Consider the following 26943-nt stretch of genomic DNA (forward strand, 5'->3'; position numbering starts at 1 on the left):
GCTTCGATCGGCGTGACCGTGGTTGTCGTGGTGCTGGTGTTGTTGTTCGGGTTGGGGTCGTCGTCGTCCCCGGTGACGGTAGCGGTGTTGACCAGGCTCGTCGCACCCGCCGCAGCCGTGCCCGTCACCTGGATCGTGGTGCTGACCCCATTGGCCAGCGCGCTCCCCGTACAGGTCAGAACACCCGCACTGATGGAGCAGCCGGGCGTACTCGTGGCCGCGCCACTGAGCCCGGCCGGAAGGGTGTCACTGACCGTGTAGCCGGTGGAGTCGTCCGGACCGTGGTTGGTGACGGTGAGGGTGTAGGTGATCTGACCACCGGGACCCACCGACGCCGGACCCGTCTTCACGATGCCGAGGTCGACTTCGATGGCTACGAAGGGGATGCGGACCGTGTTGCTGGTGGCCCTGGCCAGTTCGCTGTCGGGGGCGGTGCCCACGGCATCCGCCGAGTCCGTGATGCTGCCCGCGGTGACGTCCGCCGCCGTGGTCGTGTAGCTGGCGGTGCAGTTGACGGTCTCACCCGGGTCGAGCGGACCGCCGGGGCAGGTCACCGTCGGGCTGCCGGGACCGTTGTCCGTCACCTGGATGTTGGTGAGGGGCACCTGGCCGTTGTTGGTCACCTTGAAGGTGTAGTTGATCGTCTGGCCGGCCGCGCTGAACTGCGTCGTGTCGGCGGACTTGGTGACGGTCAGGGAGCGCAGCGGCACGACCACCTGGTTGCTGCTCCCGCTCACCGGGTTGCCGTTGACCGTGCCGTTGACCGTGGCGGTGTCGCTGATGGTCCCGGTCGTGGCGTCGGCGGCGGTGGCCGTGTACATCGCGGTACACATCATCGACGCGCCCGCCGCGAGCGTGGTCGAGGGGCAGCTGACCGCCGGGCTGCCGGGGCCGTTGTCGGTGACCGCGATACCGCTGAGCTGGGTGCTGGCCGTGTTGGTGACCACGAAGGAGTACGTGATCGTCTGGCCTGCCTGGAAGGTGCCCGTGTCCGCCGACTTGGCGATCGTCGGCGAGCCGGGGACGGTGACGATCAGCGTCGCCGGTCCCGGCGGGTCGACACCTGTGACGGTCACATTGGCGGGCTGGTTCACATAGGTGCCCGTGGTGTTGGAGGTGACGTCGACCGAGAAGGTGCAGGACGACACGCCGGCGGCGAGGTCACCACCGGTCAGCCCGACCACTCCGGTGCCGGGCACCGTCGTCAGGGAGGCGGAGCCGCAGGTCGTGGAGGCGTTCGGGACGGCGGCCACCACCACCCCGGCCGGTAGCGCGTCGGAGAAGGCGAAGCCGTTCTTCTCCGCCAGCTCGGAGGTGTTGGTGACGGTGAACGTCAGGGTGGAGGTGCCGCCCTGGGGGATCGAGGCCGGGTTGAACGCCTTGTCGAGCTGCGGGGTGACGTCCAGGATCCGGATGTTGTCGTACGCGTGGTCGTTGCCCAGACCGCTTCCGTTGGCGTTGGTCATCTTGATGCCGACGGCCGAGCCGGTGACCAGCACTGACGAGTCGGACGCGAAGGACCCGGCCTGGATGGGTCGCGGACCCACGTTGTACGTGCTGGAGCGCGGGTCCGTGCAGGGGTTGATAGCCTGGTTGTTGGCCGGGATGTCCGGACCCGACCCCGTGAGGAAGAAGTTCAGCAGCGGCGCGGAAACGTTGCAGTTCACCGCGGCGGCATCGACCGAGAAGGTGATGAAGCGGTTCGAGGTGACGAGCGGGATCGGGTTGATGGTCTGGAACTCGACCTTGTTCGCACCCGGGTTGGCGCCGTCCGTGTAGGCGGAGACCGCGTGGTTGTTCTGCGGCGTCGCCGCGCCCTCCACCTGCCCCAGGACGTTCGCCATGAACTTCAGCTCCGCCATCGCGGTGGCGCTCTGGCTCTGGCAGGCGGCGTTGTTCGCACCCGACTGGTCCAGGATGATCCCGTTGCAGTGGGCCGCGTCGATCCAGGCCGGCGCCGCGGTGTACTTGGCGTTCACCGGCGGCGCGCCGGTGTAGGCGCTCAGCAGGATAGGGGTCTGTCCGGTGCCGTTCTCGAAGTTCTCGGCGTAGGCGACGGGCGGCCCCTGCGGAAGGCCGGGCGAGCCGGGCGCGGCAAGGGCGCGGTCCGCAAGTGGGAGGGCGGCCCCGAGGGCCACCATCTGGGCCCCGAGGACGAGGCCCGTGGAGACGAGAGCGCCGAGGCGGCGCCGTCTGCCGGGTGAACCACGCATGTCGACATGCACTCCGTTCATCAGATCTGTAGCCCCCAGGGCACAGCAGTACCGCACCCAGCACGTGATCTTGTGAACGGTCGGAGGTCACCGGGCCGAGTGTCACCCGGGGAGCGCTGGTACGATCCGCCGCTTGGAGCAGCGACGCCGCGGGAACGGAGACGGGGCGGAACCCGCCGTCCTCATCCAGGTCGCCCCAGCGGCCCAACGCGACCAGTGACGTTCCCCCGTGCCTGCGAGGCGGGCGGTGACCCCGGGCGGCCACCTGGACTGGGCCGCCCGGGTCACATGTGCGCGGTCGAGCACCCGGCCGGGGGCCCGCTTCCGTTGCCGGCGCCATACCGGCGCTCGCCCCCGCCCGACACACGGAAGTGTCCGCACGCATCACCGCACCCGGAGCCGCATTGTGGAACCGACTCTTCCGCTCTGGTCCAGGGAAGGCCCATCACCGATGCGTTCCATATCCACCCGCCGCCTCCACCGCCCCCGCCCCCGGCGCCGGTCGACCGGTCGCCGCACCGCACTCGTCCTCCTCACCGCGCTGTTCACGACCTTCGGCCTGGCCGCCGGCCCGGCCGTCGCGGCCGGCCGCACGCCCGACTGCTCGGCGGCCACAGGCCCGTACCAGACGGCGGTCGAACGCCATCTCGGCGTCACCCCGGACGGCGTCCAGTCGGCCGGCGACTGCGCGGCGATCCGCACCCTCCAGTCCCGCAACGGCATGGAGGCCGCGAACGGCTACGCCGGCCCCGAAACCTGGCGGATCGTGCAGTACGAGAAGGCCCGCGCCGACCCCATGAGCCTCACCGGATGCCCGCACGGCGCACGTCTCGCCGTCTGCGTCGACCTGAACCGGCAACTGCTGTGGGTCTGGGATGGCACCCAGGTGGCCTACGGCCCGGTCCCCATCAGGTCAGGGAAGCCCGGCTACGCCACCCGCACCGGCGTGCACCGGATCTATGAACGGGTCGAGAAACAGTGGTCGGAGCTGTACGAGGGCCCCATGCCCTTCAGCCAGTTCTTCGACGGCGGCCAGGCGCTGCACGCGAGCTACCGCGACATCTGGGAGGAGCCCGGCTCGCACGGCTGCGTCAACCTCCGCTACGAGGACGCCAGACGCCTGTGGCGAGGGCTGCGACTCGACGACGCCGTCCACGTCTGGGGGACCCGCGGTCCGTGAGAGGCCGTCGGCTCCACGGGCTGTCGGTGGACTCACCGCGCGCGATGTCGCGGTGCGCGGCGGACGGTCAGCACGGCGATGTCGTCCTGCTGACCGCCCGTCCCCGCGAACGCACAGGCGTCGTCGTACAGGGCCCGCGGCAGGTCCGCGGGGTCGAGGTGCGCACGCCTCGCGAGGTCTTCGTCGATGGGGTAGAAGGCGCCGTCGGCCGCACGCGTCTCCATGAGGCCGTCGGTGCTCAGCAAGAGCGTCGCGTCGGCCGGGAACGGAAACGCGTCGACAGTCACGGACTCGTCGGTGAGGGCGGCGAGCCCGAGGGGGACGCCGGAGTCGAGCGGCAGGGTGGTCACGGAACCGGCGTGCACCAGCTGAGGAGGAACGTGTCCGCAGTTGACGGCCTGCGCCTCGCCGTGCCCGTCGATGCCTACGACGAGGGCGGTGACGAACCGCTCCTCGTCGCCCGCCTGTTCGGCGCAGAGGTTGTGCCAGTTGACGGAGGCTTCCAGGGAGTCCACGACCGCGGTGAGCGTGGACTCCCGACGGGCCGCCGCACGGAAGGCGCCGATGACGGCGAACGCGGCGCCGACGGCGGCCAGCCCCTTGCCCTGCACGTCGCCGATGAGCACGCGGGTCCCCCAGGGAGACTCGACGACGTCGTAGACGTCACCGCCCACGAGCCGGTCCTCCTGCAAGGGCTCGTAGACGCCGTCGACCAGCACGTCAGCGGTACGGAGCGGGAGCGAGCGCAGGATCTGCCGCTGCATGGCTGCGGCCACGGAGCGCAGCCGCAGCACCTCGTTCTCCTTCCGGACGCGCCGGCGGCAGGCGTAGACCGATGCCGCGCCCAGGCATCCGGTGAGCGCCAGCACCAGCCCGCGGTCGAGCAGCGGTGCGGCGGCGTCGACCCACAGGAACGCGACAACCGCGACGGTGAGCGTGGTCCATGCGCAGACGAACAGCGTTTGACGCACGGTGCACAGCGCCGCAGCCGTTCCCGGGAGGAACACCATGAACCCGATGAGCCACACCACCGAGTTGGCCAGGGTCCCGAGGGCCAGCACGACGAGCGTCACCGCGATCACACCGACCAGCAGCCCGCCGGTGCTCGGGGCACCGACGCCTTCGGCGGCTCGGACCGAGCGCTCGGGACGAGTACGGGGCACAGGACCTCCAGATCAGCAACGGGCCCGGCCGCTCGGCGGACCGCCGCGGGGAGTACGGGGTGCCCGGCCGGGTGCGGCGGGAACACTACTGCTCGCCTTTCGGCCATGCGCGCCGGGCATACTCCGTGATGGGCTCTCCGCGGCGTTCATCGCAGACGCCCGATGCCCGGGGGTCGCCCTCAGCGCTCATCCGAGTCGGTCTCAGGCGGCCCGCCCCACCTCGGGTGGTGACGATGTCAGGGCGACTTCCACGGTCTCTCGGGTTCCCCATCCGTTGTCCTTGAGGGTGGCCAGTGAGTAGAGGCGTACCCACAGGAGGAGGGAGAGGTGCAGCAGCGCGTAGAGGGGGGCGAGGAGGAAGGTGCCCAGGCGTTCGATGAAGGGCATGCCGCCCGGGTGGTCGGTCTGGAGGTAGCGGACGGAGCGGGCGTAGCCGACGAGCATGGCGTAGACCAGGTAGAGCACCAGGATGTGGGCGTCGGCGTGGAGGGGTGTGAGCGCGAGGGCGATGAGCAGCAGGGTGGTGAAGGTGATCCATGAGGTGAGTTCGAGGAGGGAGAGCCAGAAGGCGGGTTTCCGGGTGGGGGTGCTCTTGACCGCCCAGAGGGATTCGCGGACGAAGGATTTGTTCCAGCGGATCTGCTGGCGCAGGTAGTGGCCGAGGGTCTCCGGGACGAGGGTCCAGGCCGTAGCGGTGGGCTGGAGGAGGACGCGGCCGTTCTGGAGGCAGTAGTTGGTCAGGCGGCGGTCGTCGCCGAAGGTCGCGGTGCGGCCGAGGAACTGCTGGCTGAGGAAGTCGTCGAGGTTCTCCCGGATCACGCGGGCCCGGTAGAAGGCGAGGGAGCCGCAGCAGCAGAGCACCGAGCCGAGCAGGGAGTAGGCGGCGCGCTCGTAGAGGAAAGAGTTGGCGTAGCGCAGGTCGATGAGGCGGGTGAGCAGGTTGGTGCGGGCGTTGAGGGCGCCGACGAGGCCGGTGACGGCGTTGACGTCCGGGGAGAGGAAGGGGACGGTGCCTTCGGAGATGGCGGTTGCGCCGAGGACGGTGTCGGAATCGATGCCGAGGTAGACATCCGCCTCGGGGTGGGCGCGGAAAGCCGCTGCGAGGGCTTGCCGCTTGCCGCGGTTGGCGGTGAAGGCGATGACCTCGTAGTCGATTCCGGCGCGGGCGAACGCCTCGCTCACGGCGGGAGTGCGGGCGTGCTCCAGGGCGCGCGGGTCGGTTGAGCAGTCGTCCACGATCACCAGGTGCTGGGGCGGTCTGGTCTGCCGGAGCAGGGAGTCGAGGCAGCGGGCGAAGGTGACGGGGTCCTCGTTGTAGACCGTGACGACGGCGGTGACGTTCAGCTTCCGCGCCGCAGCCCGCTGCTCATCGGTGGCGGCCGTGGGGCGGTGGAGCAGGGACGCGACCAGCTTGGCGCTCAGCAGGGCGAAGACCGCGAAGCCGTAGAGGCTCAGACCGCTGCCGTCGAGGTGGAGGACGAGAGCGAGAGCCGCCGCCATCGCGGTGGCCGGGGGGAGCCAGTTCATCCTCAGCCCCGGCCGGGCACGCGGCGGACGGGTACCCGGGTGAGGACAAGGCCGGTGCCGACGCTGGCGAACAGCAGGGCGACCAGCCACCAGGGCAGGACCACGGAGCCGATGACGAGCGCGCCCGACCCCGTCGCCGCGAGGTGATTGCCGTACATGTTTGTCTCCAGTCTGTTTCACCGCCGACGATCGGCAGGCGCGGCATATCGTGACATAGCGACCCGGCAACGTCGGTGATTGATGCGATTTGCCGCTTGTCGTACTCCGACCGGGCCAGTTCATCGCCCCCGTACGGGGAGACACGCACGGAACCTCCGGCTGACGTTTCGTCAGGAGGTAGCGTCCCCAGCCGTGCGACTGGTTCTTCTCACCGCCTCCACGGGCCTGGCGATCCTGACCGGCCTGACCGAGCTGCTGCGACGCCGTCGGCTGCGCGAGAAGTACGCGGCTCTCTGGCTCGTCACCGCCGCGTTCGTCGTGGCGCTCTCCCTCTACCCCAGCGGCCCCGACCTGGTCGCCGGCCTTCTCGGCGTCAGGAGCGGCATCAGCCTGGTGCTGTTCCTGAGCGTCGTCTTCCTGCTCTCCATCTGTATGCATCTGACCTGGGAGGCGAGCCGTCTGGACGACAAGACGCGCATCCTCTCCGAGGAGATCGCTCTCATCAGGCTGGAGCGCGAAACCGGCGACCAGAGCACATCACCCCTGCCTTCAGGTCCCGTTGTACTGGTCCCCAGCCCGGACGGCCGCCATGGTCACGACGGTTGAGCGGCCGGTCCTGGTCGTCGTGCCCGCCCTGAACGAGGCCGACTGCATCCGCGCCGTCGTGGGGGAGATCCGCACCGCGCTGCCCGCGGCCGACGTCCTCGTCGTGGACGACGGCTCCACCGACGCCACCGCCGCCCGTGCCCGCGCGGCCGGGGCGCTCGTCGCGTCCCTCCCGTACAACCTCGGTGTCGGCGGGGCCATACGGCTCGGCTACCGCTACGCGGCGGCGCGGGACTACCACGCCGTCGTCCAGATCGACGCCGACGGCCAGCACGATCCCCGCTACGCACACGCCCTGCTCGACCGGCTGGACGCGGGTGCGGATCTGGTGATCGGCGCGCGGTTCGCCGGTGAGGGCGACTATGCCGTCGCGGGGCCGAGACGCTGGGCGATGGTGGTGCTCGGCACGGTGCTCTCCTGGCTGAGCGGCACCCGGCTGACCGATGTCACCTCCGGGATGCGGGCCGCGTCCCGGCCCCTGGTGGAGGTGTTCGCGGTGCAGTACCCGGTCGAATATCTCGGCGACACCGTCGAGACCCTCGCCATGGCCGCCCGGCGCGGCTTCCGGGTCCGCCAGGTTCCCGTCGCGATGCGCACCCGCGCGGGCGGGCGGCCGAGCCAGCGGCCCCTGCGCGCCTGTCTGTATCTCGTGCGCGTGCTTCTGGCCGTACTCCTCGCACTCATCCGTCGCTGACCCCCACCTCTCGTACTCCGGCGTCCCCCGTGCCCCGCAGGCCCCGACCAGCGGCGGTCAGGGGCCTGCTTCGCACCGGCTTTGAGACCGTACGCGGCGAGGCATGGACCCGTGGTGCCGCTCAGGTGCCGTGGACGCGGTAGACGGCCGTGTCGCCCGAGGCGAAGACCCGGGTCAGACCGCGGCCGTCCGGCGGCAGCACCAGGTTCTGCGGGCTCGGCAGCCGGGAGGCGCTGACGATGACATAGCGGATCCGGTACTCCTTCAGACGGCGCAGCACACTCGCGTCCTCACCCAGCCGCCCCAGATCCCGGAGCAGTTGATTGCGCGGGCGCTCGGCCCAGGTCGTGTACGCGTACGGCTGGAACGGCACCACGCCGTGCGTCGCGTACATCCACTCGGTGCCCTGAACCCAGTCGTTGAGCACCCGCTCCCGGGGGCCGACGTGCCGGCCCAGCCAGCCGAACGCGGCCACCTCGCCCTCCGTCACCAGGGTCGGGCGGCGGGAGCCCGCCACATAGGCGCGGGCGGCCGGGCTCTGGGTGTTGTACCAGCTGACCGTGGACACCAGCGCCCAGACGACGACGAGCAGCGCGGCGAGACCCTGGTTGGGCCGCACATCGGGCAGGGAGAGCAGACGTACGGCGGCTCCGGCCGCCGCGCCGGCGCCCAGGGCCACCAGGAGTACGACCATGGGCAGCAGTCGGTACCAGTCCGCGTACCAGAGCCCGACCAGGGTGTCCCGGTACGGGGACGCGGTCCCGGCGGCCACGGTGAACAGCGCGCCGAAGACCAGGGCCGTGACCAGCGGCCACCCGGTCCGTGCCCGCACCGCCAGCCAGACCAGGCCCGCCCAGCCGAGCGCGGTCGTGAGCAGGGCGGCGGCGAGCAGACCCGAGCCGCGCTGACGCCAGTCGAGCAGCGCCAGATCGGCGAGCGCTCCGGGGACATCGGTGTACGCGGGCCGGCTGGTGCCGACGGTCCGGAAGGCGCTGTTCAGCCCGGACAGGGCCCAGGGCAGCACGGATACGGCGGTGAGCGCGGCGAAGCCCGCGACCCGCAGCGCGACCGCAGTCGGCGGCCGGTCGCGGATCAGCCCCTCCAGGATCGCCGCGCCCGCCGCTACGCCCGCGCACACGGCCGCCGCCGGGTGGGTGGCGAACAGGCCCGTCACCGCGATCGCCGAGACCGCGCAGCCGGACCACCGCCAGCCCTGCCGCCGGGTGCGCAGGATCAGCGCGATCACGGCCGGGGTCAGGGCCAGACCGGCCGCGTACGACGGGACGGCGACGAGTTTCGGGGCGAAGCCGGGCGCGAGGACGACCAGGCACGCGGCGAGCGGTGCCGCGAACGGCAGGCCGGGCAGAACCACCCGTACCAGGGCGATGACCCCCAGCGGGGCGGCCAGCGCCGCGAGCAGGAACTGGACGGCGTTGACCGCCGGTACGACCGAGAGGGGACCGGTCGCCGCGAGCGCCATCACGTTGTGCATCCCGATCGGGTAGTACTGGCGCAGCCCGGGGATGAGCGGGTCCAGCGGCACCAGCTCCCAGGGCGTGCCGGACTGGAGGTTGCGGACGGCGGCCACCACATAGCCGTGCCAGTTGAAGTCGTAGCTCTGCGGTACGCCGGACAGGGCCGGCCACCAGATCCAGGCGGCCAGCGCCACCGCCGCTGCCGCGCCGATGAGCACGCCCCTCTGGAAGCCCGCCGGACCTGGGCCTTTTGTGCGGCGGAATCCGGTGACGAGAACGGCCGCTGCGAGCAGCGCGACCCACACCGACCAGGTCATCAGGGTGAAGCCGCCCACAGCGCCGGGTGTCAGCGCCGTGAACGCCGTGAAGCCCACGGAGACCGGCGGAGCCAGGGCCACCGCCGTCCACCACGAGGTCCGCGCGCAGCCGCGCAGCATCAGCAGGCCCGGCAGGTACAGGATCAGCGCGCCGATGACCAGCGCCGGAATCAGGAGCATGCAGCCCACCATGCCGCCGGAGCGGCGGACTGCCGGGACGGCTCGCTGACAGTCACGGGTCCGCCACCCTGGCAGCGGGAGTGCAACGGCACGGCTGGGACCGGCCTCCGCCCCGGCGCCCCCTCACCCGGGCACGCGGCTGCCGGGGCGTCAATGGTCGGTTGCGATGCGACGCTCTCAGCGGTCAGCGGCTTCACGCCGGCGTCGTTCCCGCTCCGTTCGATCCCCCGAGCAGGCATCCGCCCGCTGACGGACCGCCCGCGACCGTCCGCACCTGCCGGAGGACTTCCGACTGCACGACCGGCGGGCATCGAAGATCACGAATGATCTGGACGCCCACGAGAACCCCGTAGAGGTGTCGGCCAACGCCCGGCGCCACTCGCCGGGCTACACCATGGCGCGGTACGGCAGGCGCCGCGCTGAGGGAGCGAAGAAGCCGACCGCTTCCAGCGCCAGCCGGATCGGCCTGCCGCCCCTGCCCTGACCAGGAGATTCGCTCGGCTATGGGTCACGTGGCTGGTCACGGCACAGCCCGATAAACAGAGAAACCCCGGATCGACCGGGGTTTCCGCTGGTGTCCGAGGGGGGACTTGAACTCTCCCTTCGGGCACCAGCCCTTAACTCCTCTGACCTGCGGAAACATGCCTTATAGAGTCGATTTTCGACGGCCCGGTTGGGTCATGCGTACCCCCCGTTTCGGCCCGTTTCTGACCGCTGCGGGTCACGCGCGGGTCATGTGACCCACCTGCCCAGCACGGGCCGTCGCAGCTACTCGGCACGCATGAGGGCTTCGGCGTAGGGGACGCTCCACACGCAGGGGTGGGCGATGCCGTGGCCGTGGTGTCCGTCTTCCCCGAACGCGTCGCCGTGGTCCGCGCACAGGATCACAAGCCAGGGTCCTGCGCCGGGCATGGCGTGGAAGAGACGGCCCAGCTCCGTGTCCGTGTACGCCAGGGCGGCGCACTGGCTCTCCCATGAGTCCGCCGTTTCCCCGGGGAGGTAGACGTGGTGGGGGGTGTGCGTAGCGGAGACGTTGAGGAACAGGAACAGCGGCTGGTTCGCTTTCTGCCCTCCGATGACTTTGAGAGCGATATCGACTTGGTGGCGGGTGGATTCGGGGTTGTCGGTTCCGGTCTCCGGGCTCCAGTGGCTTTCCTGGAAGAGGCCGGGCAGGACCCGGCCCAGCTTGGTCCGGTTCGAGAAGAACCCCACCCCGCCGATGCAGACGGTTCGGTATCCGAGGCCGGACAGGCCGGTCACGATGTCGGGCGCGTCGAACACGAAGGTTCGATCGGTGATCGTGGTCCCTCGCACGGCGTAGCAGGCGAGGAGGCGTCCGGGACGGTTCGGGCCGGACGGGACAGGCAGGAAGCCGGAGAAGAACGACACATGGGCCGGGAGGGTGAAGGACCCCTGCGTGCGCCGTTCCTCCCATAATCCGTTGGGCAGTACCTCTTCCAGATTCGGGGTGCGGCCAGCGTGCGTGGTTGCCCGCGCCACGTCGTAGCGCAGTGAGTCGAAGGTGACGAACAGGACGTTGTGGCTTCCGATTACTTTGTTTGCGTTGATCACGGATGCCGTCCCTTCGGTCATCGGGCCGATGCTGGCCCGTTCCTCAGATGTTCGGATCTGTGGTGCGGAACTCCCGGGGCAGCAGCCCCCCGGAGACGCGGATTTCCCTGGATGCCTCGACCACGTCCTTGACGGTGTCGATGCCGCGCCAGTAGCCGGAGAGCCGGTAGCCGATGAGTCGTCCGTCGCTGGCCAGTTCCGGGAAGGTGCTGTCCTCGTGGTCCCCCTTGTCGGGGAGCAGCTGGACCACGTCGGGATTGAAGACGTAGATTCCGGCGTTGATCCAGTACGGGAGTTCCGGCGACTGGACGAATCCCCGGACGCGGTCGCCGTCGTCCAGGTCGGCGACGCCCCAGTTGGAGCGGTACGGCGACAGCGCGACTGTGACAGCTCCTCCGCGCCGCTGGTGGTACTCGGACAGATCGGTGAGCGAGAAGGTAGTGATCACGTCGCCGTTGAGCACGAAGAATGGGGCGTCAGGGGCGGCCAAACGGCCGGCTGCGAACTTGAGCCCTCCGCCCCGGCCCAGCGGCTCGTCCTCAATCGCGTACCGGACCTCTACACCGAAGCGTGAGCCGTCTCCCACGTAGTCCGAGATCATCTCGTGCTTGTAGCCACCGCTGATGGTCACGGACTTCACTCCGTGCTCCGCGAGCCAAGCGAGCTGGTAGCCGACGATCGGCGCACCGGCCACCGGGACCATGGCCTTGGGTGCGTCGTCGGTGTAGGGCCGCATACGGGTCGCCTGGCCACCCGCCAGGATCAGAGCTTGGGTCACCAGGGTTGTGGTCATGTCCCGTCTTCCTTCGGTCCGCGGGGCCCTTCCGGCACCCGTCGGGCGCATCCTTCCAGCGGGAGACTTGCTTTACCGGGAAACGGCCCCGGTCGCGCGGGGGAACGGACGACCGGGGCCAGGGAACGGGAACAGGGGCCAGCTTCCTCTTCCCCTGGCCTCACGACCGACGATCGACCAGGGGGTTACCGCTCCCGCGCGATCCTCCAGCGTCGGGGGGACGCTCTCACGCGAGAGCGGCGTTCATGGGGCGGGTCCGCCCGGCTGTCGCTGTCCTGGTCCCAGCCGGACGGGACCCTGTCGCCGCCCCTCTTGGTAGCCCCGGGGCAAAGGTTGGCCGGGCATTCAAGGGGGCGGAGACATCAGAGACTGTGTCTCGCGACCGTGATCAGCAGTCCGATCACACCCGCGTACGCAAGAGCCAAGAATGCGGCCGTTGCATAGTTTTGAACTATTTTCATCCACCCTCCCCTTCATCGGCGGCGCGGAGTTCGGCGAGCACCGGGCTGTCCTGCGGAGGCTCGCCGGATTCCGCAGGCGCGCGCGGGGCGCGCTCCGGGCACTCGGGGTCGGGGCACTCGCACGGAGGAAACCTCAGCAGGTTGTCCATCCCCGCACCCCCTTCCCGTCCGTGGCTCGACGGTGGGGGTGCTGCCTGATGACGTCGTCACAGTTCCGGACGGTCACGTCGCTACCCAGTGCCCGCGCGGACTCACGCTGACGAGAGGCCGCAGTACAGACACAGCACCCATCCATGGGAACCGGCTCAAGTTCCGGAATCCGGAGCGCGAGAGCGCTCACGGGTTCGCTGTCGCTCATTACCAAACACCCCCTACGCCCCCGCGATAGCTGATGACACGTCAACTAACCCCATCGGCATCGATGATGCTGTCCCGCGTCTGGATTTCCAGACTGCATGGCGAGACATTGCCATGCAAGACTTCACAGCGATGTCCCGCCATTAGGGAGTCGAACTAACGACCTGTGGTTCGGGGTGAGCGTCAGAGCACTCTCATCGTGAGGGTTGGAAGTCCGTCATACTGAGGCCAGAAGAAGGAGTGGAGATGGCAGAGGGGCCGACAACAGGGTCAACAGTCCCGCGCCGACAACTGGGGCGGCACCTGAAGGAACTTCGCAACCGAGCCCGGCTGACCGTCCGCGCGGCGGCGGTGAAGCTGGAGTGGTCCGAAGCGAAGATGTGGCGGATCGAGACGGGGCAGACGCCCTTGCGCGCCCTCGACGTTCAGGCTATGTGCGTCGTCTACGGTGCCGCTCCGGACCTGACCAAGACTCTAATGGGCCTTGCGAAGGAAACCAAGGCCCGTGGCTGGTGGCACGCGTACGGCGACCTGATCCCTGAGGGGTTCGATGTCTACGTCGGGCTGGAAGAAGCCGCCACAAGCCTGTACTCGTATGAGAGCGATGTCGTACCTGGCCTGCTCCAGACCGACGGATACGCCCGCGAGATCACCAGGACCCACTACCCGGAGATGAGCGATGACGACCTTGACGGGCGCGTTCAGCTCCGCATCGATCGGCAAGCACTCGTCACCCGTGTGACGGACCCGCCCGAACTGCGCGTGGCCCTGGCGGAAACCGTGCTGCGCCGCCCCGTGGGCGGACGCGCTGTCATGGCTGCGCAGCTCGCACACCTCGTGTACGTGTCCGAACTGCCGAACATCGCCATCAGAATCGTGCCGTTCGCAGCCGGGGCCCACCTGGGTGTCGTCAGCGGACCGTTCGTCATCCTGCGGTTCCCCGTGAACGGCGACGGAGTCGCGACGGAACCGCCAACGGTCTACGCGGACGGATACACAGGCGGCTTGTACCTGGACAAGCCGAGGGAAGTAGATCAGTACGAGACTGCATTCGCCGGAATCTGGGATGCAGCGCTCGACGAGCAGGCGTCACGACGCCTGATCTCCGAGGCGGCAGGGAGCTATAGGGAGCCATGAACAGGAAAGATCCGAACAGCGCACAGTGGCTGAAGTCGAGTTACAGCAACGGAAACGGTAACTGCGTAGAGGTGCGCCTCGCCCCCCGCGCGGTAGCCATGAGGGACAGCAAGGTGACGGAGGGACCGGCCGTCACCGTGGACACCTCAGCCTGGTCGTCGTTCGTCGGCGCAGTCAAGGGCGGGGCGCTCCCCGGCGCGTAGGTTCCGAACCTATGAAACGCAGAACGGCCCCGACCGGGTGATCCCGGTCGGGGCCGTTTGGTTGGTTAGAGCAGCGCAAGGAACGGGTTGCCGTCAACTGCCGGAGTGGACTGTTTGCGGTTCAGCACCAGTGCCGGGGCTGGGATGGGCTCGGGCCGGTAGGCGTCCATGCGAACGACGGTCGCGCGGTTCTCGTCACGCTCCGCGCTGGCCGACTGGGGTTCTGGGTGACGGGAACTGTTCTCGCTGAGGGTGAAGACGGTCGCGGGTCGTCCCGTCTTCCCGTTCCGCTCCGCGGTGACCGCGATTCGGGCAGGGCCCTGACCTCATGGGCTGCCGCTCCCGCGTACGTTCTGAAGTGGCAGAAGCAACGGCAGGACGCCGAGAGGGAACGACTCGGGGCTACCTGGATCATGACCTCGTGTTCCCCGAGACGGCTTCAAGCTGTACCGGGGAGAGTCGGGTGGTCCCCAGGACCCCGAGAAGGTCTCCGCCCGATGGCGCACCCTGCGGAACCGGCTCAAGCACCCGGAGGATTTCCGGATTCACGACTGGCGGCACAGCAAGGTCACGAACGATCTGGAGGCAGGGGAGAACCCCGTCGAGGTTTCCGCGAACGCACGGCACCACTCGCCCGGCTACACCATGGCCCGGTACGGCCACTCACGTAAGGACGGAGCGCGCCGTCTGGCCGCCTCCGGCGCGGGCCGACTCGGCCTGTCACCCCTGGTCTGAGCAGAGAACTTTCTGGGCTGCGGGTCACGTAGACCCTGGAAATGCAAAAAACCCCAGGTGAACTGGGGTCTCTGCTGGTGTCCGAGGGGGGACTTGAACTCTCCCTTCGGGCACCAGCCCTAGCCGCTCTGACCTGCGAAAACACCCGTCCCATGCCGGGATCGGGCACCCGCCGCTTCCGCTCTTTTCCTTCTGTTTCCGGATGTCTCCGGGCTCTGTTGGTCACCCGTTGGTCATGTGACCGACCCGCCGGGTCCACCGTGGTCGCGCCCTCTCACCGTACGGGTTTATGCGACAACGGGCATAGTCGCGAGTACGCATAGACGCATCGCCGGTGCCCCCCTAACGTCGTGGTCAGTCGGCCCGAACAGGGCCGGAGCGAGGGGGTTTGGCATGTCTGAACGCGGGGCGCTCACCCGACTCACCGGCACGGGCAACGGGGAGTGCGGAGAGAAGGACTGCCCGAACGTCTACCGCGACGAGACGGATGGCGGGATCGTCGTCCAGGGCGACCAGTGCGCCGCGTTCCAGCCTCCGGCGGGTGAGGCACTGGTGAAGATTCCCGAGCACGTTCTGAGGGAGGCCGTCCGTGCTCTTGGATGGTGATGCGTGGAACGACTGCTTTGATTCCATGGAGCGTGAGGCGTGGCGGCTGGAGACGCTGCCCGTTTACACCATGCCCCAGGAAGCGGAGAAGCTGAAGCGCTTCCTTTCCGGGGAGAATTCCCCTGACGACTACACGTCGGCCTGGATGGACGAGGTTCGGCAGTGGAAATCAGAGGGAAAGAGCGTCGGCAGGGTACACATCGTGACCCGTCCGCTCTCGGACTATCTCCGGTTCGAGTTCGAGTACTACTACCGGCACCACGTGAAGGCAGGCGAGGATATCCGCATCCTCGACCTCACTGGCCGGGAGAACCCGGGGCTTCCGGATCAGGACTTCTGGATGTTCGACGAGTCCACGGTGGTACTGATGAACTACCGGGCGGACGGGACGCAGATCGGTCGGGAACTGCACGAAGGCGATCCCGATCTGTACCGGCAGTGGAAGCGCGTTGCCGTAGCTGAATCCGTTCCGTTCCTGGAGTATGTGAACGGGTGACGATCGACCCTGAACAGCTCGGGCAGCCGAAACAGGAACTGGCGGCCCTGCTGAAAGAACTACGCAAGCGAGCCGGCCTCACTGGGGACCGGCTCGCTCGGCGTTGCAACATGTCCCAATCGAAGATCAGTCGGATCGAGAATGGGAAAATTCAGCCGAGTCTGCTGGATCTGGAAAGAATCCTCCGGGCTGTCATGGCTCCACCCGAGGTCATCGAGGAGGTCATCACCCTCGCGAGGCTGGCCAACACGGAGTGGCAGGACCTGCGCTCGCTCCGGCGCAGGGGCCTGGAGAAGAAGCAGACCGAACTCGCCGGACTTGAATCCTCGTCCACGGAGTTCCGCTTCTTCCTGCTCTCGATGATTACCGGACTCCTGTCCACCCCTGAGTACATCCGGGCCAGCCTTGCCCACTCTCCGGCGGATGTCACCAAAACGATCGCGAGGAAGCTGGAGCGGCAGGAGGTTCTTTACGACACGAGAAAGCGGTTCACCTTCATCCTCACTGAGCAGGCGGTGAGGTGGCCGCTCCTTCCTCCGGCTGCGATGGCGATGCAGATCGACCGACTGGCATCACTCACCCACCTGACGAATGTGAAGCTCGGCGTCATCCCCATCACGGGACACAAGCCCATGGCCCCGATGGACACCTTCACCGTCTATGACAACACCTTGGCTACCGTGGAAAACACCACCGGTGTCGTGATCCTGAGAGATCCAAGAGATATTGATATGCACCTGGAACTGTTCTCCACGCTGGAGGGCTACGCCTTGTTCGGGGACGAAGCGCGAGCGTTGTTGGCGGAGTGGTCCACCACCTGCCGTTCATGATCTTTAGTCCATGACGGGAAAGAACTGCCCAATCTCCGTTGTTCGGGTTCATTATTTTCCTCATGGCAGCGACCGAGCACATCGAAGAGTGGGCGCGCTACAGCGTGGGACAGAAGGCGGAGCGCCGATGGGTGTTCGGCCCTGATGAATGTGTGCGCTCGTGATGACCGGGCGCATGACTCTGCGGGTGTCGTACGACGGCGGCCGGACGTACGGCCCGGCGCGCACAGTGGCGGTGAACCCGCACAACGCGGTGATCCTGGGTTCGCCCACGAAGTACCCGCCGTGTGGGTGCCCTCGGTGCACGGGTCGGTCCGTCGCCGCTGAGGACCGTGTGACGTCCGGCTTGGGGCGGTGGGTGCTGCGCCGCTTCGGCCGGTACGCAGGGCCGCTCTACCTGGCGATGATCCTCGGCGGCCTGGTCCTGGTTCTCGCCGGAGCCTTTGCGGTCCAGTAGCCATGCTCGCCGCTGTCCCCTTTGCTGCCTGCCGGATTCCCGGCGGGAGTTCCCGAGAAGAGAGGTAGTCCGATGATGGAGGAGAACGTCGGTTCGGTAGCCCCCGAAGGGGGTGGCCTGCTCATCGCGAAGCGGAAGATCGTGGCCGCGCGCACCCGCACCGAGCAGGAGTCGGACAACACCAGCGGCCGTTCCGACGGCAACGACTGACGGGAGCGCCCACGGTGCTTGACACAGCCTCGTGGGCGGGGCGTCTGGGCGGGGACATGTTCCTCGCCCGGACGTACCACCGCTCCTACGCGCACTTCCCCGGTGCCGCCGACACGGCGGGCCTGTTCTCCTGGGACGACCTCAACCGGATCATCGCCACGCAGCGGCTGGAGCCGCCCCGGCTCCGCCTGTCGATCGACGGCGAGATGGTGCCGCTCCACCGCTATGCGATCCCGACCACGAACCGCCGAGCGGTCACCTGGTCCCGTATCCAACCGTCCGACTTCCACGCCCAGCTCAAAGACGGGGCGTCGCTGGTTCTCGATGCGGTGGAGAAGATCCACCCGTCCGTAGGCATGGCCGCCGAGGAGCTGGAACGCTTCCTGGGGACCCCCGTTCAGGCCAACGCGTACGCCTCGTGGACGGAGCAGGAGGGGTTTGGCCGGCACTGGGATGACCACGACGTGATCGTGGTTCAGTTGCACGGCTCGAAGCGGTGGCGGCTGTGGGGGATGACCCGTGAGGCACCCACCTTCCGGGACGTGGAGCCTCCGGAGGAACCGGTGGGCGACCCGGTGGCGGACCTCGTGCTGTCCCCGGGAGACGTGCTCTACCTGCCGCGCGGCTGGTGGCACGCGGTCACGGCAGATCAGGGGACCGAATCCCTTCACCTCACGTTCGGCACGGTGCCGCACACGGGCGCGGACCTGATGCTCTGGGTTGTCGATCAGCTTCGGGCATCCCTCGCGCTGCGCAAGGACATCCCGCGCTTCGGCTCGCCGGTGGAACAGTCGGACTTCATCGACGCCGTGCGCCACGAGGTGGCGGACATGATGGCGGACCCCCGCCTCGTGGAGCGATGGGCCGAGTCGATCGACACGACCGACCTGGGCCACGCGATTCCGTCCCTGCCTTATGTGGACGGGCTCCCCGCTCAGCAGGACATCACAGTCAAGCTCACTGCTCCGAGGGGCCGTCTGACGATGGACCGCGAACAGGGAACGGTGACCTTCGCGGCAGCTGGTACTGCCTGGGACTTCGCCGAGTCCGCCGCGCCCGCGCTGGGCGCGCTGCTGACCAACCAGCCGACCACCCTCGGCGCGATGGCCGACTCCGCAGGGCTGAAGGTCGAAGACGTGGCCGAACTGGTCTCCGTCCTCATCGACGGCCATGCCGCCGCAGTCGTGGGGACCGTGCTGTGACCGCCGCGCTTTCCTTGGGGACATACCGTGTGCGCGCCGTCCGCCAGGCGGCACGCACCGCTCTGGCCGCAGGTAGCCCCTGGGTGGACACGGCCCCCCACTACGCCCGTGGTCGGGCGCATGAGGAGCTGGGCCCGGTTCTCCGGGAGTATCCGACCGGTCGGGTGACCACGAAGGCGGGGTTCTTCACAGAGGAACAGGGCCGTACCGCCGTGGCTGAGGGAGTGCTCACCCGGGAGGCGGCGGCCGAGGGACACAGCCTTGAACGGGGCTTCGTCCGCTGGCAGACGGAGCGCTCGTTGGCCGTGCTCGGGCGCGTGGACCTGGTCTTCGTGCACAACCCGGAGCACGACAGGCACGGCCTTGGCCGTGCCGCCGCGCACGACCGAGTGCGGGAAGCCTTCATCGCGCTGGAAGAGTTCGCCCAGGCGGGCAGGATCGGCGGGTACGGCGTCGCCACCTGGTCCGGACTGGCCTCGGGGACGTTCAGCGTGCCCGAACTGGTCCTGCTCGCCCGGCAAGCCGCCGGTTCCTCCGAGCACCACTTCACCGGCGTGCAGATGCCTGTCAGTCTGATCACGGACGCCCCGATCAGACAGGCCCTGAACGGCGGCGGACCGCTGGTGCGGGCAGAGGACGCGGGGCTGATCACGTTCGGTTCCGCTCCCCTGCACGGGGGCGAACTCCTTGATGCCATGACACCCGAACTGGTGAACCTCATCCGCCCCGGCCTGTCGGCTGCCGCCGCCGCCCTGCTGGCCGCCGGCTCGTGCCCCGGCCTCGATGTCGTCCTCACGTCCGCGAGTACCCGCGAGCACTGGGACGATGCGGCCAAGGCGCTGGCTGCGCCTCTGACCGCCCAGGAACTCAGGAGGGTGACGGATGAACTCGCCTCTGGATAAGGAGGTACAGACCCTGATGGAGGCCGCCCACGACCGGGCGGCCAAGGCCCTGGGCCTCACCTGTACGGGTCCGCCGGCATGGGGCTTCCTCGGCGTGACCCTCGGACGCAGAGCCGGAGACCGGTGGCTGCGGGTGGGTCGGACGGCGAAGAGGAACGCGGGCAGGAGGGAGGGGGAGGGCATGGTGGGGGCCTCCCAACTCGTGCCCGAAGGCGTCCCCCGCCCCCGCCTGTACGCGGTGCACGACTGGATCGACCGGGATTGGGCCTTCGAGGCCGAAGTCCTGGACTACCTCACGCAACCCGTGGTGTCCCCGGACCGGGCCGACCTCGACCACGACCCGGGATTGCCCGACGAGTGGTGGGCCGACCTTCGCCATGCCCTTGCCCTGCTCGCTGAGACGGAAGGCGTGAAGACGACCGTCCGAGACGGGTGGATCGAGCGGGCCTTCCCTCAGTTCCTCGGCGTCCCGGCCCCCGCCAAGGTGGACCGGGTGACCGGTCACGGTGACCTGCACTGGGGCAACCTCACCGCCGCGCCCCTGTGCCTGCTGGACTGGGAGCGGTGGGGCCTGGTGCCCTTCGGCTATGACGCGGGACTCCTCCACGCCAATAGCCTGCTCGTACCCGATGTGGCCGCCCGCATCCGCAAAGAGTTCGCGGCGGCCCTCGACACCCCGGCCGGCCGAATCGGGGAACTCGCGGCCCTGGCCGAGATGCTGCAAGCCGTAGCCCGTGGCTGGTACCCGGACCTTGCGCCCCACCTGGCTGCCCGAGCGGAGGCACTCACGGGAGTGCGCCCGCCCGTTCCGGTGCACTCCGAGGTAAGCGCCTGACCGCGCCCCTGTGTGCCCGTCTCAGGCGCCATCGCCGATTGGGCTGGGCCGTGGTCGAGGAGGGCAACGCCTACCGCCTGCGGAAGCTGACCGAGGACGGTGACGCCAACGCGATCATCTACGTGGACCAAGCCCTGATGAACGTCCTCAAGTAGCGAAGCGGGAACGGCTCGGGGATCTCTGGGTGGACCATGACCTCGTGTTCGCCCGTGACGGCTTCAAGCTGTACCGGGGTGAGGCAGGCGGACCACAAGACCCTGAGAAGGTGTCGGCCCGCTGGCGCACGGCGCGCAACCGTCTGCATCTGCCGGAGAGCTTCCGGCTGCACGACTGGCAGGCAAGCAAGATCACGAACGATCTCGACAACCACGAGAACCCGGTAGAGGTCTCGGCCAACGCCCGGCACCACTCGCCGGGCCACACCATGGCGCGCTACGGCAGGCGTCGCGCCGAAGGGGCGAAGAAGCCGGCCGCTTCCAGCGCTGCCCGTATCGGCCTGTCATCCCTGGTCTGACCTGGGGATTCGTTCGGCTGTTGGCCACGTGGTTGGTCACGCCACAGCCGGAGAAACAGAAAAACCCCACGTGAAGTGGGGTCTCTGCTGGTGTCCGAGGGGGGACTTGAACCCCCACGCCCGATAAAGGGCACTAGCACCTCAAGCTAGCGCGTCTGCCATTCCGCCACCCGGACTAGGTGACCGCTTCGGTTTCCCTTGGCGACATGGACAACAATAGCAGGGGTTTGAAGTGCCTCTCACCGGCATATGCCGTGGTCAGTGGCGTGGGACGGCATCGATCGGGGCACCCCGCGGACGCCCCCGGGCCCGGCTTCACGGTATGCGTCCCCATGGCTGCGTAACGTCACTCAGGTCTCCAGTGCCACCGGGAAATGCCGCACCGGGTGGTGCGGCACATGCCAGGGTGCGGGCATGGCGGAGATCGGAAAGATGGACGCGTTCACGGCCGGGGCCGGGCATGGCGGCGGGGACCTCTGTACGTATCGGGTACGGGGGCGGAGGCGCAGCGGGGTGGATCGGCGGGCGGGGTGATGAGCTCGACCGGGTCTTCACCCTGCCCGGTGACGGCTGCCGACGGGTGCCGGTGTCGCGACCGGCCGGCAGGCCGGCGGATACGCGTACCGGAGGGAGCTGAGGCCGGCATCACCGGCGGCCGGCGTGCTGGAGCTGGTCCGTGTGGAACGGTGGCTGGATGATCCGGGCCTTCGGAGGATCCCGCCCGGCACCGGCCTGGAGGCGTGGAACTTCTTCGAGGATCCGGCTCGGGGGCTCGACGAGGTCCACCGGCTGCCCGAACAGGGAGCCGTGAATGAGACAGCGCCTACGACCGGCTCATCGGCGGCGAGTCGAGCGAGTGGACCTCGGACGAGCGGCGGGCGGTGCTGGAGCTGATCACGGCGGGGGCGGAGCTGTGGAACGCGTGCCCGGTGGCGAACCCCCGGTAACGGCTCGCTCCGGAGCGTCACCGTGCCCCGAGGGCCCTTTGTCCCGCTCCCTCCCCCGCCCGGTACCGCCGTACGACTCCCCCGGCCGCCGCCACGGCCGGGCCGGGATCCTGGGCGCTGTCAGCAGTCCTTCTCGCGCAGTGCGTGCAAATGGGCACTGGACTTGCGGGCGAACGTGAAGGACTCCGCCGGATTGTCGTGCTCCGCCTGCCAGTGGTGGTCGCGGCGTCCGCCATGGGTCCTGCCCACCGCCGACATGAAGCGCCGGTAGTCGATGTCCCCGTCTCCGACATCCGTCATCCGGTAGCCGTCACGGGCCGACTCGTCGCGCTCGCCGTCCTTCACGTGGAAGAGCGGATAGCGATCCGGCTGCCGCAGCACATAGCGCAGCGGGTCGAACGGAGCGGGCGTGCCGTCCACGCGCTTGCTGAAGCGGTGCTGCCCCACATACGCCCAGTAGACGTCCATCTCCAGAAATACCAGCTCGGGGTCGGTCTCGGCGAGCAGTACATCGTAGAGACGGACATGGGGCCGGTCGGTCGCGAAGGAGAACTCCTCGGCGTGATTGTGCTGGTAGAACTTCATCCCGCGCCCGCGGGCCGCTGCGCCGTAGACATTGAAGTCCTCGGCCGCCCGCTTCCAGGCGTCGACCGTGGCGCCGTAGCGGAACGGCGGCGCGGGAGTGCCTATGTGCTGGAGACCGAGGGCTTCGGCGTCGTCGAGGACCTTCTCCAGATTCTGCGCGAAGGTGTAGGCGTCGGGATCGCTGGAGTAGTAGCCGACGTGGCTGCCGATGGGGGTGAGGCCGTGGTCCCGGGCCAGCCTTCTGAGCCGGGCGAGGGTGATGGATCCGGCGGAGCCCTGGGTGTAACCCGCGAATTCGATCTCGTCGTAACCGTGGCGCTCCAGCTCCGCGAAGACGGCGGCGAAGCCGAGGGTGGAGATCTTGTCGCGCAGTGAGTAGAGCTGGATGCCCAACCGGCCCGGAGGCAGTACGGGACGGCCTCTGCCCTTCGGCTTCGCATCTGCCGCCGTGTCCCGCGCCCCGCTCCCGGCGGCGAGGTCCAGCGGTGCCGCGACCGCGGGTGCCGCCGCGGCGCCCAGCAGCGCCGCGGTGCCCGCGCCGGCCGCTACACCGAGCATTCCCCGCCTGCTGAGCCTGTGGACGAGTTCGGGGTCGCTGCCCCCATGGAATCGGCTCATTGTGGATAACTCCTCGTTGTCGGTGGGATGTGATTCAGTTGAGACCTGCCAGCCGAAGCAGCAGAGCCTTCACATCGGTGGCCGCGACACGGCCGCCCAGAGCACGGGGGGTGGAGCACAGAATGAGCGGACCTTCGTCATCGCTCGGGGGCGGACGGCCATGGCTGCCGCGAATAGGCGAGGGGTCCAGGGGCACGACCGCGAGCCGGTAGCGCATGCCGAGCTTCTTGCGGGCGATGGCCGTGGCCGCCTTCACCCGGACATAGGGATCGTCCGGGTCCATGAACAGCTCCACCGGGTCGTAGCCGGGCTTGCGGTGGATCTCCACCAGCCGGGCGAAGTCGGGGGCCCTGCTGTCATCGAGCCAGTAGTAGTAGGTGAACCAGGCGTCGGGCTCCGCGATGGCGACGATCTCGCCGGAGCGGAAGTGATCAAGGCCCTGAGCTTTCTTCCCCTCGTCGTCGAGCAGCCGCTCGACGCCCGGCAGGCCCTCCAGAGCCTGACGGGTGGCCGCCAGATCCTCGGGCCTGCGGACATAGACATGGGCGAGCTGGTGATCGGCGACGGCGAAGGCCCGTGACGCCATCGGGTCGAGATACTCCATGCCGTCCTGGGTGTGGACCTCCAGCAGCCCGGCGCGGCGCAGCGCGCGGTTGACGTCGACCGGGCGGTCGACCCGGGTGATGCCGTATTCGGAGAGCGCGACGACGGTACGGCCCGCACGTCGGGCGTCGTCGAGGAGCGGGCCCATGACGGCGTCCAGTTCGGCGGCGGCCCGATGGGAACGCGGGTCGTCCGGACCGAAGCGCTGAAGATCGTAGTCGAGATGAGGGAGGTAGCACAGCGTCAGATCGGGGTCGCGGGTACGCATGATGTGACGGGTCGCATCGACGATCCACCGGGAGGAGACGATGTCCGCGCCCGGGCCCCAGAAATGGAACAGGGGGAAGGTGCCGAACCGGTCGGTGAGCTCATCATGCAGGGCCGGCGGACGGGTGTAGCAGTCGGGTTCCTTACGGCCGTCCGCGTAGTACACGGGACGGGGGGTGACGGTGAAGTCGGTGTCCGCGCCCATCGCATACCACCAGCAGACATTGGCCACCGTATAGCCGGGGTGGGCGCGGCGGGCCGCGTCCCAGAGCTTGTCGCCGGAGACCAGGCCGTTGTGCTGGCGCCACAGCAGCACATCGCCGAGCTCGCGGAAGTACCAGCCGTTGCCGACGATGCCGTGCTCGGCGGGGAGCAGCCCGGTCAGAAACGTGGACTGGGCGGCACAGGTCACAGCGGGCAGCACGGTGGTGAGAGAGGCCTGTGAGCCGGACGCGGCGAGGGCTTTGAGGCGGGGCATGCGGTCGAGGAGCCGGGGGGTGAGTCCGACGACGTCGAGGACGAGGAGGGGGGTCGGGCGGGGGGCGGGGGTGGGCGGGGAGGGGGGAGGGGAGGGGGCCCCGGGATCGGTCATGGCAGCTCCTTGAGTCCGAGATCCACCAGCAGATCGCGGGCCAGGGTGAGTTCGGCGGCGATGCCCTCCGCGAGCTGGGTGCGGTTACGGGGTCGCAGCGCGGTGGGGAGGGCCTGCCAGGTGTAGGTCTCGACTTCCAGATGGCGGGTGAGGGGGGCGGGGCCGCCGACAAGCATGGTGAGGGTGGACTGGAGGACGGGGAGGGTGGAGGTGAGTGGTGGGGCGGGCGCCGCGTGCAGGGGTACGTGGAAGTGGGACCGCCAGGGGGCGGCGTCGGGCAGCACGTGGCCGGTGAGGGCTTCGTCGAGGTCGTCGGTGCCGCGCAACCCGGCCGCGGTGCGGGTGCGGGTCTGGTGGAGGAAGCGGGGTTCGGCGAAGGCGGCGAGTGCGGCGCGCACTTCCGGAAGGTGGGGTTCCTCGGCGTGCAGTGCGGCGGACAGCTGTGCTTTGGGGATGGTGATCCGGGCTGCGGCGAGGCCCGCCAGCGCGGTGGCGGGGTCTTCGAAGGAGGTGGCGAGGTGGCAGGTGTCCACGCAGACGCCGATGCGGTGGGAGCCGATCGCGGTGAGCGGTTCGATGGCGTCGGCGGTGGTTTCGACGGTGCAGCCGGGTTCGGGTTCGAGGGCGATGCGGATGCTGTTCCCGGTGAGGTCTTCGAGGGCGTCGAGACGCTCGGCGAGGGTGGTGAGCGCGGTGTGGGCGGTGGTGGCGGCGGTGGTGGCGGCGGTGGTGTCGAAGTGGGTGCGCCAGGCGAGCGGGAGGGTGGAGATGGTGCCTTCGGCGATGTCGTCGGGCAGCAGGGCGGCGAGCAGCCGGGCGAGGTGGGTGGTGTGGGCGAGACGTGCGGGGTGCGTCCAGTCGGGTTGGTAGACGCGGTATTTGACGCGTTCGGCGCCGAATCCCTGGTAGGGGAAGCCGTTGAGGGTGACGACTTCGAGGCCGCGGCGGTCGAGTTCGGCGCGGAGTCCGCGGAGTGCGGCGGGGTCTGCGGTCAGGGCTTGGGCGGCGGGGGCGGCGAGCCAGAGGCCGATGCCGAGGCGGTCGCGCCCGAGGCGTCTGCGTACGGGTTCGCAGTGGTCGCGGAGTTGGGCGAGGACTCCGTCGAGGGTTTCGGCGGGGTGAACGTTGGTGCAGTAGGCGAGGTGGACGGTGGTGCCGTCGGGGTGACGGAAGCGCATGCGTCCTGCCTCTCATTCCCCGCCGCGGAGGATGGAGTTGCCTTCGTGGAGGGCTTGGGGTGGGGCGGTGTCGAGCTGGAGCCGGCCGCTGAGTCCGTAGAACGCGACGGGGTTGCGCCACAGGACCTGGTCGACGTCGTCCTCGGTGAATCCGGCGGCGAGCATGGCGTCCGCGACTTTGCGGGTGGTGAGCGGGTCGCTCTTTCCCCAGTCGGCGGCGGAGTTGACGAGGGTCTTCTCCGTTCCGTAGGTCTTGAGGACGGCGACCATCCGCTCTTCGTCCATCTTGGTGTCGGGGTAGATGGAGAAGCCGAGCCAGCAGCCGCTGTCAGTGGCGTGCTCTACGGTCGTTTCATTGAGGTGGTCGAGGAGTACGCGTTCCGGGGGGAGGGCGGATTCGCGGATGACGTCGATGGTGCGGTGCAGCCCCGCGAGCTTGTCGCGGTGGGGGGTGTGGACGAGGGCGGGCAGGCCGTGGTCGGCGGCGAGCTGGAGCTGGGCGGCGAGCGCGGTGTCCTCGGCGGGGGTCATGGAGTCGTAGCCGATCTCGCCGACGGCGACGACGGAGTCCTTGACCAGGTATCGGGGCAGTTCGTCGAGTACGGGGGCGCAGCGGGGGTCGTTGGCCTCTTTGGGGTTGAGGGCGATGGTGCAGTGGTGGGCGATGCCGTGCTGGGCGGCGCGGAAGGGTTCCCAGCCGAGGAGGGAGTCGAAGTAGTCGTAGAAGCTGGCGGGTGAGGTGCGGGGCTGGCCGAGCCAGAAGGAGGGTTCGACGAGGGCGCGGACTCCGGCGGTGTACATGGCCTGGTAGTCGTCGGTGGTGCGGGAGGTCATATGGATGTGGGGGTCGAAGATGCGCATCGGTTCTCCTCCTCGTTCGGCTCGCCGGTCAGGGTCAGCAGGCGGGTGAGGTCGGGGGGTGTGTCGCGGCCGGCGGCGGTGCGTTCGGACGCGTAGTCGGTGAGCATCCGGGCGAGTTCGGTGTCGCCGTGGGCGCGGTGTGCCAGGTCTGCGACGGCGTCGGTGGGTACGCCGGTGAAGAGGCATTTGAGGATGGCGTGTCGCCAGGAGTGGGGGTCGAGGTGGCGGGCGGCGTAGGGGCCGACCGCGGCGGCGATGAGCCGGGTGTCGTTGGTGCGGAGGGCGTCTTCGATGAGCGGGAGGGCGGCGGTGGGCGGGGTGAGGCTGTCGAGGTGGGGAAGGGCGAGGAGGAGGGCTCGGCGTTCGGCGGCGGTGCCGTGCTGGTAGAGGCGGGTGAGGGTGGGGGCGTCGGGGCGGGCTCGGGTGAGCAGCAGGGTGCGTACGGGGTCGGCGTTGTCGTGTCCGCAG

At 69.0% G+C, this 26943-nt stretch carries 26 protein-coding genes and 1 tRNA gene; 14 read left to right on the forward strand and 13 right to left on the reverse strand.

The window, feature by feature from the left end:
• A partial coding sequence (locus FF041_RS37525) for a DUF7507 domain-containing protein (protein WP_228388993.1) occupies nt 1-2213 on the reverse strand: 2213 nt, incomplete at its 3' end.
• Nucleotides 2214-2664: 451 nt separating this feature from the next.
• On the opposite strand from FF041_RS37525, the gene FF041_RS37530 reads away from it, so the two are divergent.
• A complete protein-coding gene (locus FF041_RS37530; RefSeq protein WP_153527277.1) occupies nt 2665-3393 on the forward strand; it encodes a L,D-transpeptidase family protein in 729 nt (242 codons plus the stop codon).
• Nucleotides 3394-3425: 32 nt separating this feature from the next.
• On the opposite strand, the gene FF041_RS37535 is transcribed toward FF041_RS37530, so the two are convergent.
• From FF041_RS37535 to FF041_RS38715, 3 genes are all read right to left on the reverse strand, one after another.
• A complete protein-coding gene (locus FF041_RS37535; RefSeq protein WP_323393726.1) occupies nt 3426-4556 on the reverse strand; it encodes a PP2C family protein-serine/threonine phosphatase in 1131 nt (376 codons plus the stop codon).
• 201 nt (nt 4557-4757) lie between these two features.
• Nucleotides 4758-6083: a glycosyltransferase gene (locus FF041_RS37540; protein ID WP_194292386.1), complete on the reverse strand. Its 1326-nt coding sequence runs from the start codon at nt 6081-6083 to the stop codon at nt 4758-4760.
• A gap of 2 nt (nt 6084-6085) precedes the next feature.
• Nucleotides 6086-6241 carry a hypothetical protein gene (locus FF041_RS38715; protein WP_194292387.1) on the reverse strand — a complete coding sequence of 52 codons (156 nt, stop codon included), beginning with the start codon at nt 6239-6241 and terminating at the stop codon, nt 6086-6088.
• 193 nt (nt 6242-6434) lie between these two features.
• Here FF041_RS38715 and FF041_RS37545 point away from each other — a divergent pair, with 193 nt between their 5' ends.
• Together FF041_RS37545 and FF041_RS37550 are read left to right on the forward strand one after the other, a co-directional pair.
• Nucleotides 6435-6848 carry a DUF2304 domain-containing protein gene (locus FF041_RS37545; protein WP_323393727.1) on the forward strand — a complete coding sequence of 138 codons (414 nt, stop codon included), beginning with the start codon at nt 6435-6437 and terminating at the stop codon, nt 6846-6848.
• Nucleotides 6832-7542, forward strand: coding sequence for a glycosyltransferase family 2 protein (locus FF041_RS37550; RefSeq protein WP_153527281.1), 711 nt, complete (start codon nt 6832-6834; stop codon nt 7540-7542). The genes FF041_RS37545 and FF041_RS37550 overlap by 17 nt, the downstream gene beginning before the upstream one ends.
• A gap of 121 nt (nt 7543-7663) precedes the next feature.
• On the opposite strand, the gene FF041_RS37555 is transcribed toward FF041_RS37550, so the two are convergent.
• From FF041_RS37555 to FF041_RS37565, 3 genes are all read right to left on the reverse strand, one after another.
• Complete coding sequence (locus FF041_RS37555) at nt 7664-9514, reverse strand: DUF6541 family protein (RefSeq protein WP_153527283.1); 1851 nt, start codon at nt 9512-9514, stop codon at nt 7664-7666.
• Between the two features lie 768 nt (nt 9515-10282).
• Nucleotides 10283-11107: an STM4013/SEN3800 family hydrolase gene (locus tag FF041_RS37560; protein ID WP_153527284.1), complete on the reverse strand. Its 825-nt coding sequence runs from the start codon at nt 11105-11107 to the stop codon at nt 10283-10285.
• A gap of 22 nt (nt 11108-11129) precedes the next feature.
• Nucleotides 11130-11879, reverse strand: a complete 750-nt coding sequence (locus tag FF041_RS37565) for a nucleotidyltransferase family protein (RefSeq protein WP_153527287.1) — start codon at nt 11877-11879, stop codon at nt 11130-11132.
• Nucleotides 11880-12943: 1064 nt separating this feature from the next.
• Between FF041_RS37565 and FF041_RS37570 the strand changes: the two genes are divergently transcribed.
• The 11 genes from FF041_RS37570 (at nt 12944) to FF041_RS37615 (ending at nt 20824) form a co-directional block, all read left to right on the forward strand.
• The gene (locus tag FF041_RS37570; protein WP_153527289.1) at nt 12944-13834 is read left to right on the forward strand and encodes a helix-turn-helix domain-containing protein; all 891 of its coding nucleotides are present in this window, start codon (nt 12944-12946) and stop codon (nt 13832-13834) included.
• Nucleotides 13831-14037, forward strand: coding sequence for a DUF397 domain-containing protein (locus tag FF041_RS37575; RefSeq protein WP_153527291.1), 207 nt, complete (start codon nt 13831-13833; stop codon nt 14035-14037). The genes FF041_RS37570 and FF041_RS37575 overlap by 4 nt, the downstream gene beginning before the upstream one ends.
• A gap of 1128 nt (nt 14038-15165) precedes the next feature.
• Entirely contained in the window at nt 15166-15378 is a 213-nt protein-coding gene (locus FF041_RS37585) for a hypothetical protein (RefSeq protein ID WP_153527295.1), read from the forward strand.
• Nucleotides 15362-15874, forward strand: coding sequence for a DUF6879 family protein (locus tag FF041_RS37590; RefSeq protein ID WP_323393728.1), 513 nt, complete (start codon nt 15362-15364; stop codon nt 15872-15874). Before FF041_RS37585 ends, FF041_RS37590 begins: the two co-directional genes overlap by 17 nt.
• Nucleotides 15871-16704 (forward strand): helix-turn-helix domain-containing protein, encoded by an 834-nt coding sequence (locus FF041_RS37595; protein WP_323393729.1) that lies wholly within the window; start codon nt 15871-15873, stop codon nt 16702-16704. Before FF041_RS37590 ends, FF041_RS37595 begins: the two co-directional genes overlap by 4 nt.
• 334 nt (nt 16705-17038) lie before the next feature.
• Nucleotides 17039-17161, forward strand: coding sequence for a hypothetical protein (locus tag FF041_RS40250; protein ID WP_267133272.1), 123 nt, complete (start codon nt 17039-17041; stop codon nt 17159-17161).
• Nucleotides 17162-17233: 72 nt separating this feature from the next.
• On the forward strand, nt 17234-17371 hold the full coding sequence (locus FF041_RS38720; protein WP_194292388.1) for a hypothetical protein: 138 nt from the start codon (nt 17234-17236) through the stop codon (nt 17369-17371).
• A gap of 14 nt (nt 17372-17385) precedes the next feature.
• On the forward strand, nt 17386-18573 hold the full coding sequence (locus FF041_RS37600) for a cupin domain-containing protein (RefSeq protein WP_323393730.1): 1188 nt from the start codon (nt 17386-17388) through the stop codon (nt 18571-18573).
• Between the two features lie 29 nt (nt 18574-18602).
• Nucleotides 18603-19475, forward strand: coding sequence for an aldo/keto reductase (locus FF041_RS37605; protein ID WP_323393731.1), 873 nt, complete (start codon nt 18603-18605; stop codon nt 19473-19475).
• On the forward strand, nt 19456-20310 hold the full coding sequence (locus tag FF041_RS37610; protein WP_153527297.1) for a hypothetical protein: 855 nt from the start codon (nt 19456-19458) through the stop codon (nt 20308-20310). The genes FF041_RS37605 and FF041_RS37610 overlap by 20 nt, the downstream gene beginning before the upstream one ends.
• A gap of 184 nt (nt 20311-20494) precedes the next feature.
• Entirely contained in the window at nt 20495-20824 is a 330-nt protein-coding gene (locus FF041_RS37615) for a hypothetical protein (RefSeq protein WP_153527299.1), read from the forward strand.
• A gap of 88 nt (nt 20825-20912) precedes the next feature.
• Here FF041_RS37615 and FF041_RS37620 read toward each other — a convergent pair.
• The 6 genes from FF041_RS37620 to FF041_RS37645 all read right to left on the reverse strand — a co-directional run.
• Nucleotides 20913-21000: transfer RNA gene (locus FF041_RS37620), tRNA-Leu, on the reverse strand.
• Nucleotides 21001-21891: 891 nt separating this feature from the next.
• Nucleotides 21892-22974 carry a sugar phosphate isomerase/epimerase family protein gene (locus FF041_RS37625; protein ID WP_153527301.1) on the reverse strand — a complete coding sequence of 361 codons (1083 nt, stop codon included), beginning with the start codon at nt 22972-22974 and terminating at the stop codon, nt 21892-21894.
• Nucleotides 22975-23008: 34 nt separating this feature from the next.
• Nucleotides 23009-24436, reverse strand: a complete 1428-nt coding sequence (locus FF041_RS37630; protein ID WP_153527303.1) for a nucleotide pyrophosphatase/phosphodiesterase family protein — start codon at nt 24434-24436, stop codon at nt 23009-23011.
• Nucleotides 24433-25614, reverse strand: a complete 1182-nt coding sequence (gene eboE, locus FF041_RS37635) for a metabolite traffic protein EboE (RefSeq protein WP_153527305.1) — start codon at nt 25612-25614, stop codon at nt 24433-24435. Before eboE ends, FF041_RS37630 begins: the two co-directional genes overlap by 4 nt.
• Before the next feature lie 12 nt (nt 25615-25626).
• Nucleotides 25627-26475 carry a TatD family hydrolase gene (locus FF041_RS37640; protein ID WP_153527307.1) on the reverse strand — a complete coding sequence of 283 codons (849 nt, stop codon included), beginning with the start codon at nt 26473-26475 and terminating at the stop codon, nt 25627-25629.
• On the reverse strand, nt 26445-26943 hold a 499-nt coding region (locus FF041_RS37645; protein WP_153527308.1), incomplete at its 5' end, for an EboA domain-containing protein. The genes FF041_RS37645 and FF041_RS37640, both read right to left, overlap by 31 nt.

This window comes from Streptomyces jumonjinensis, assembly GCF_009600885.1.
GTDB lineage: Bacteria > Actinomycetota > Actinomycetes > Streptomycetales > Streptomycetaceae > Streptomyces > Streptomyces jumonjinensis.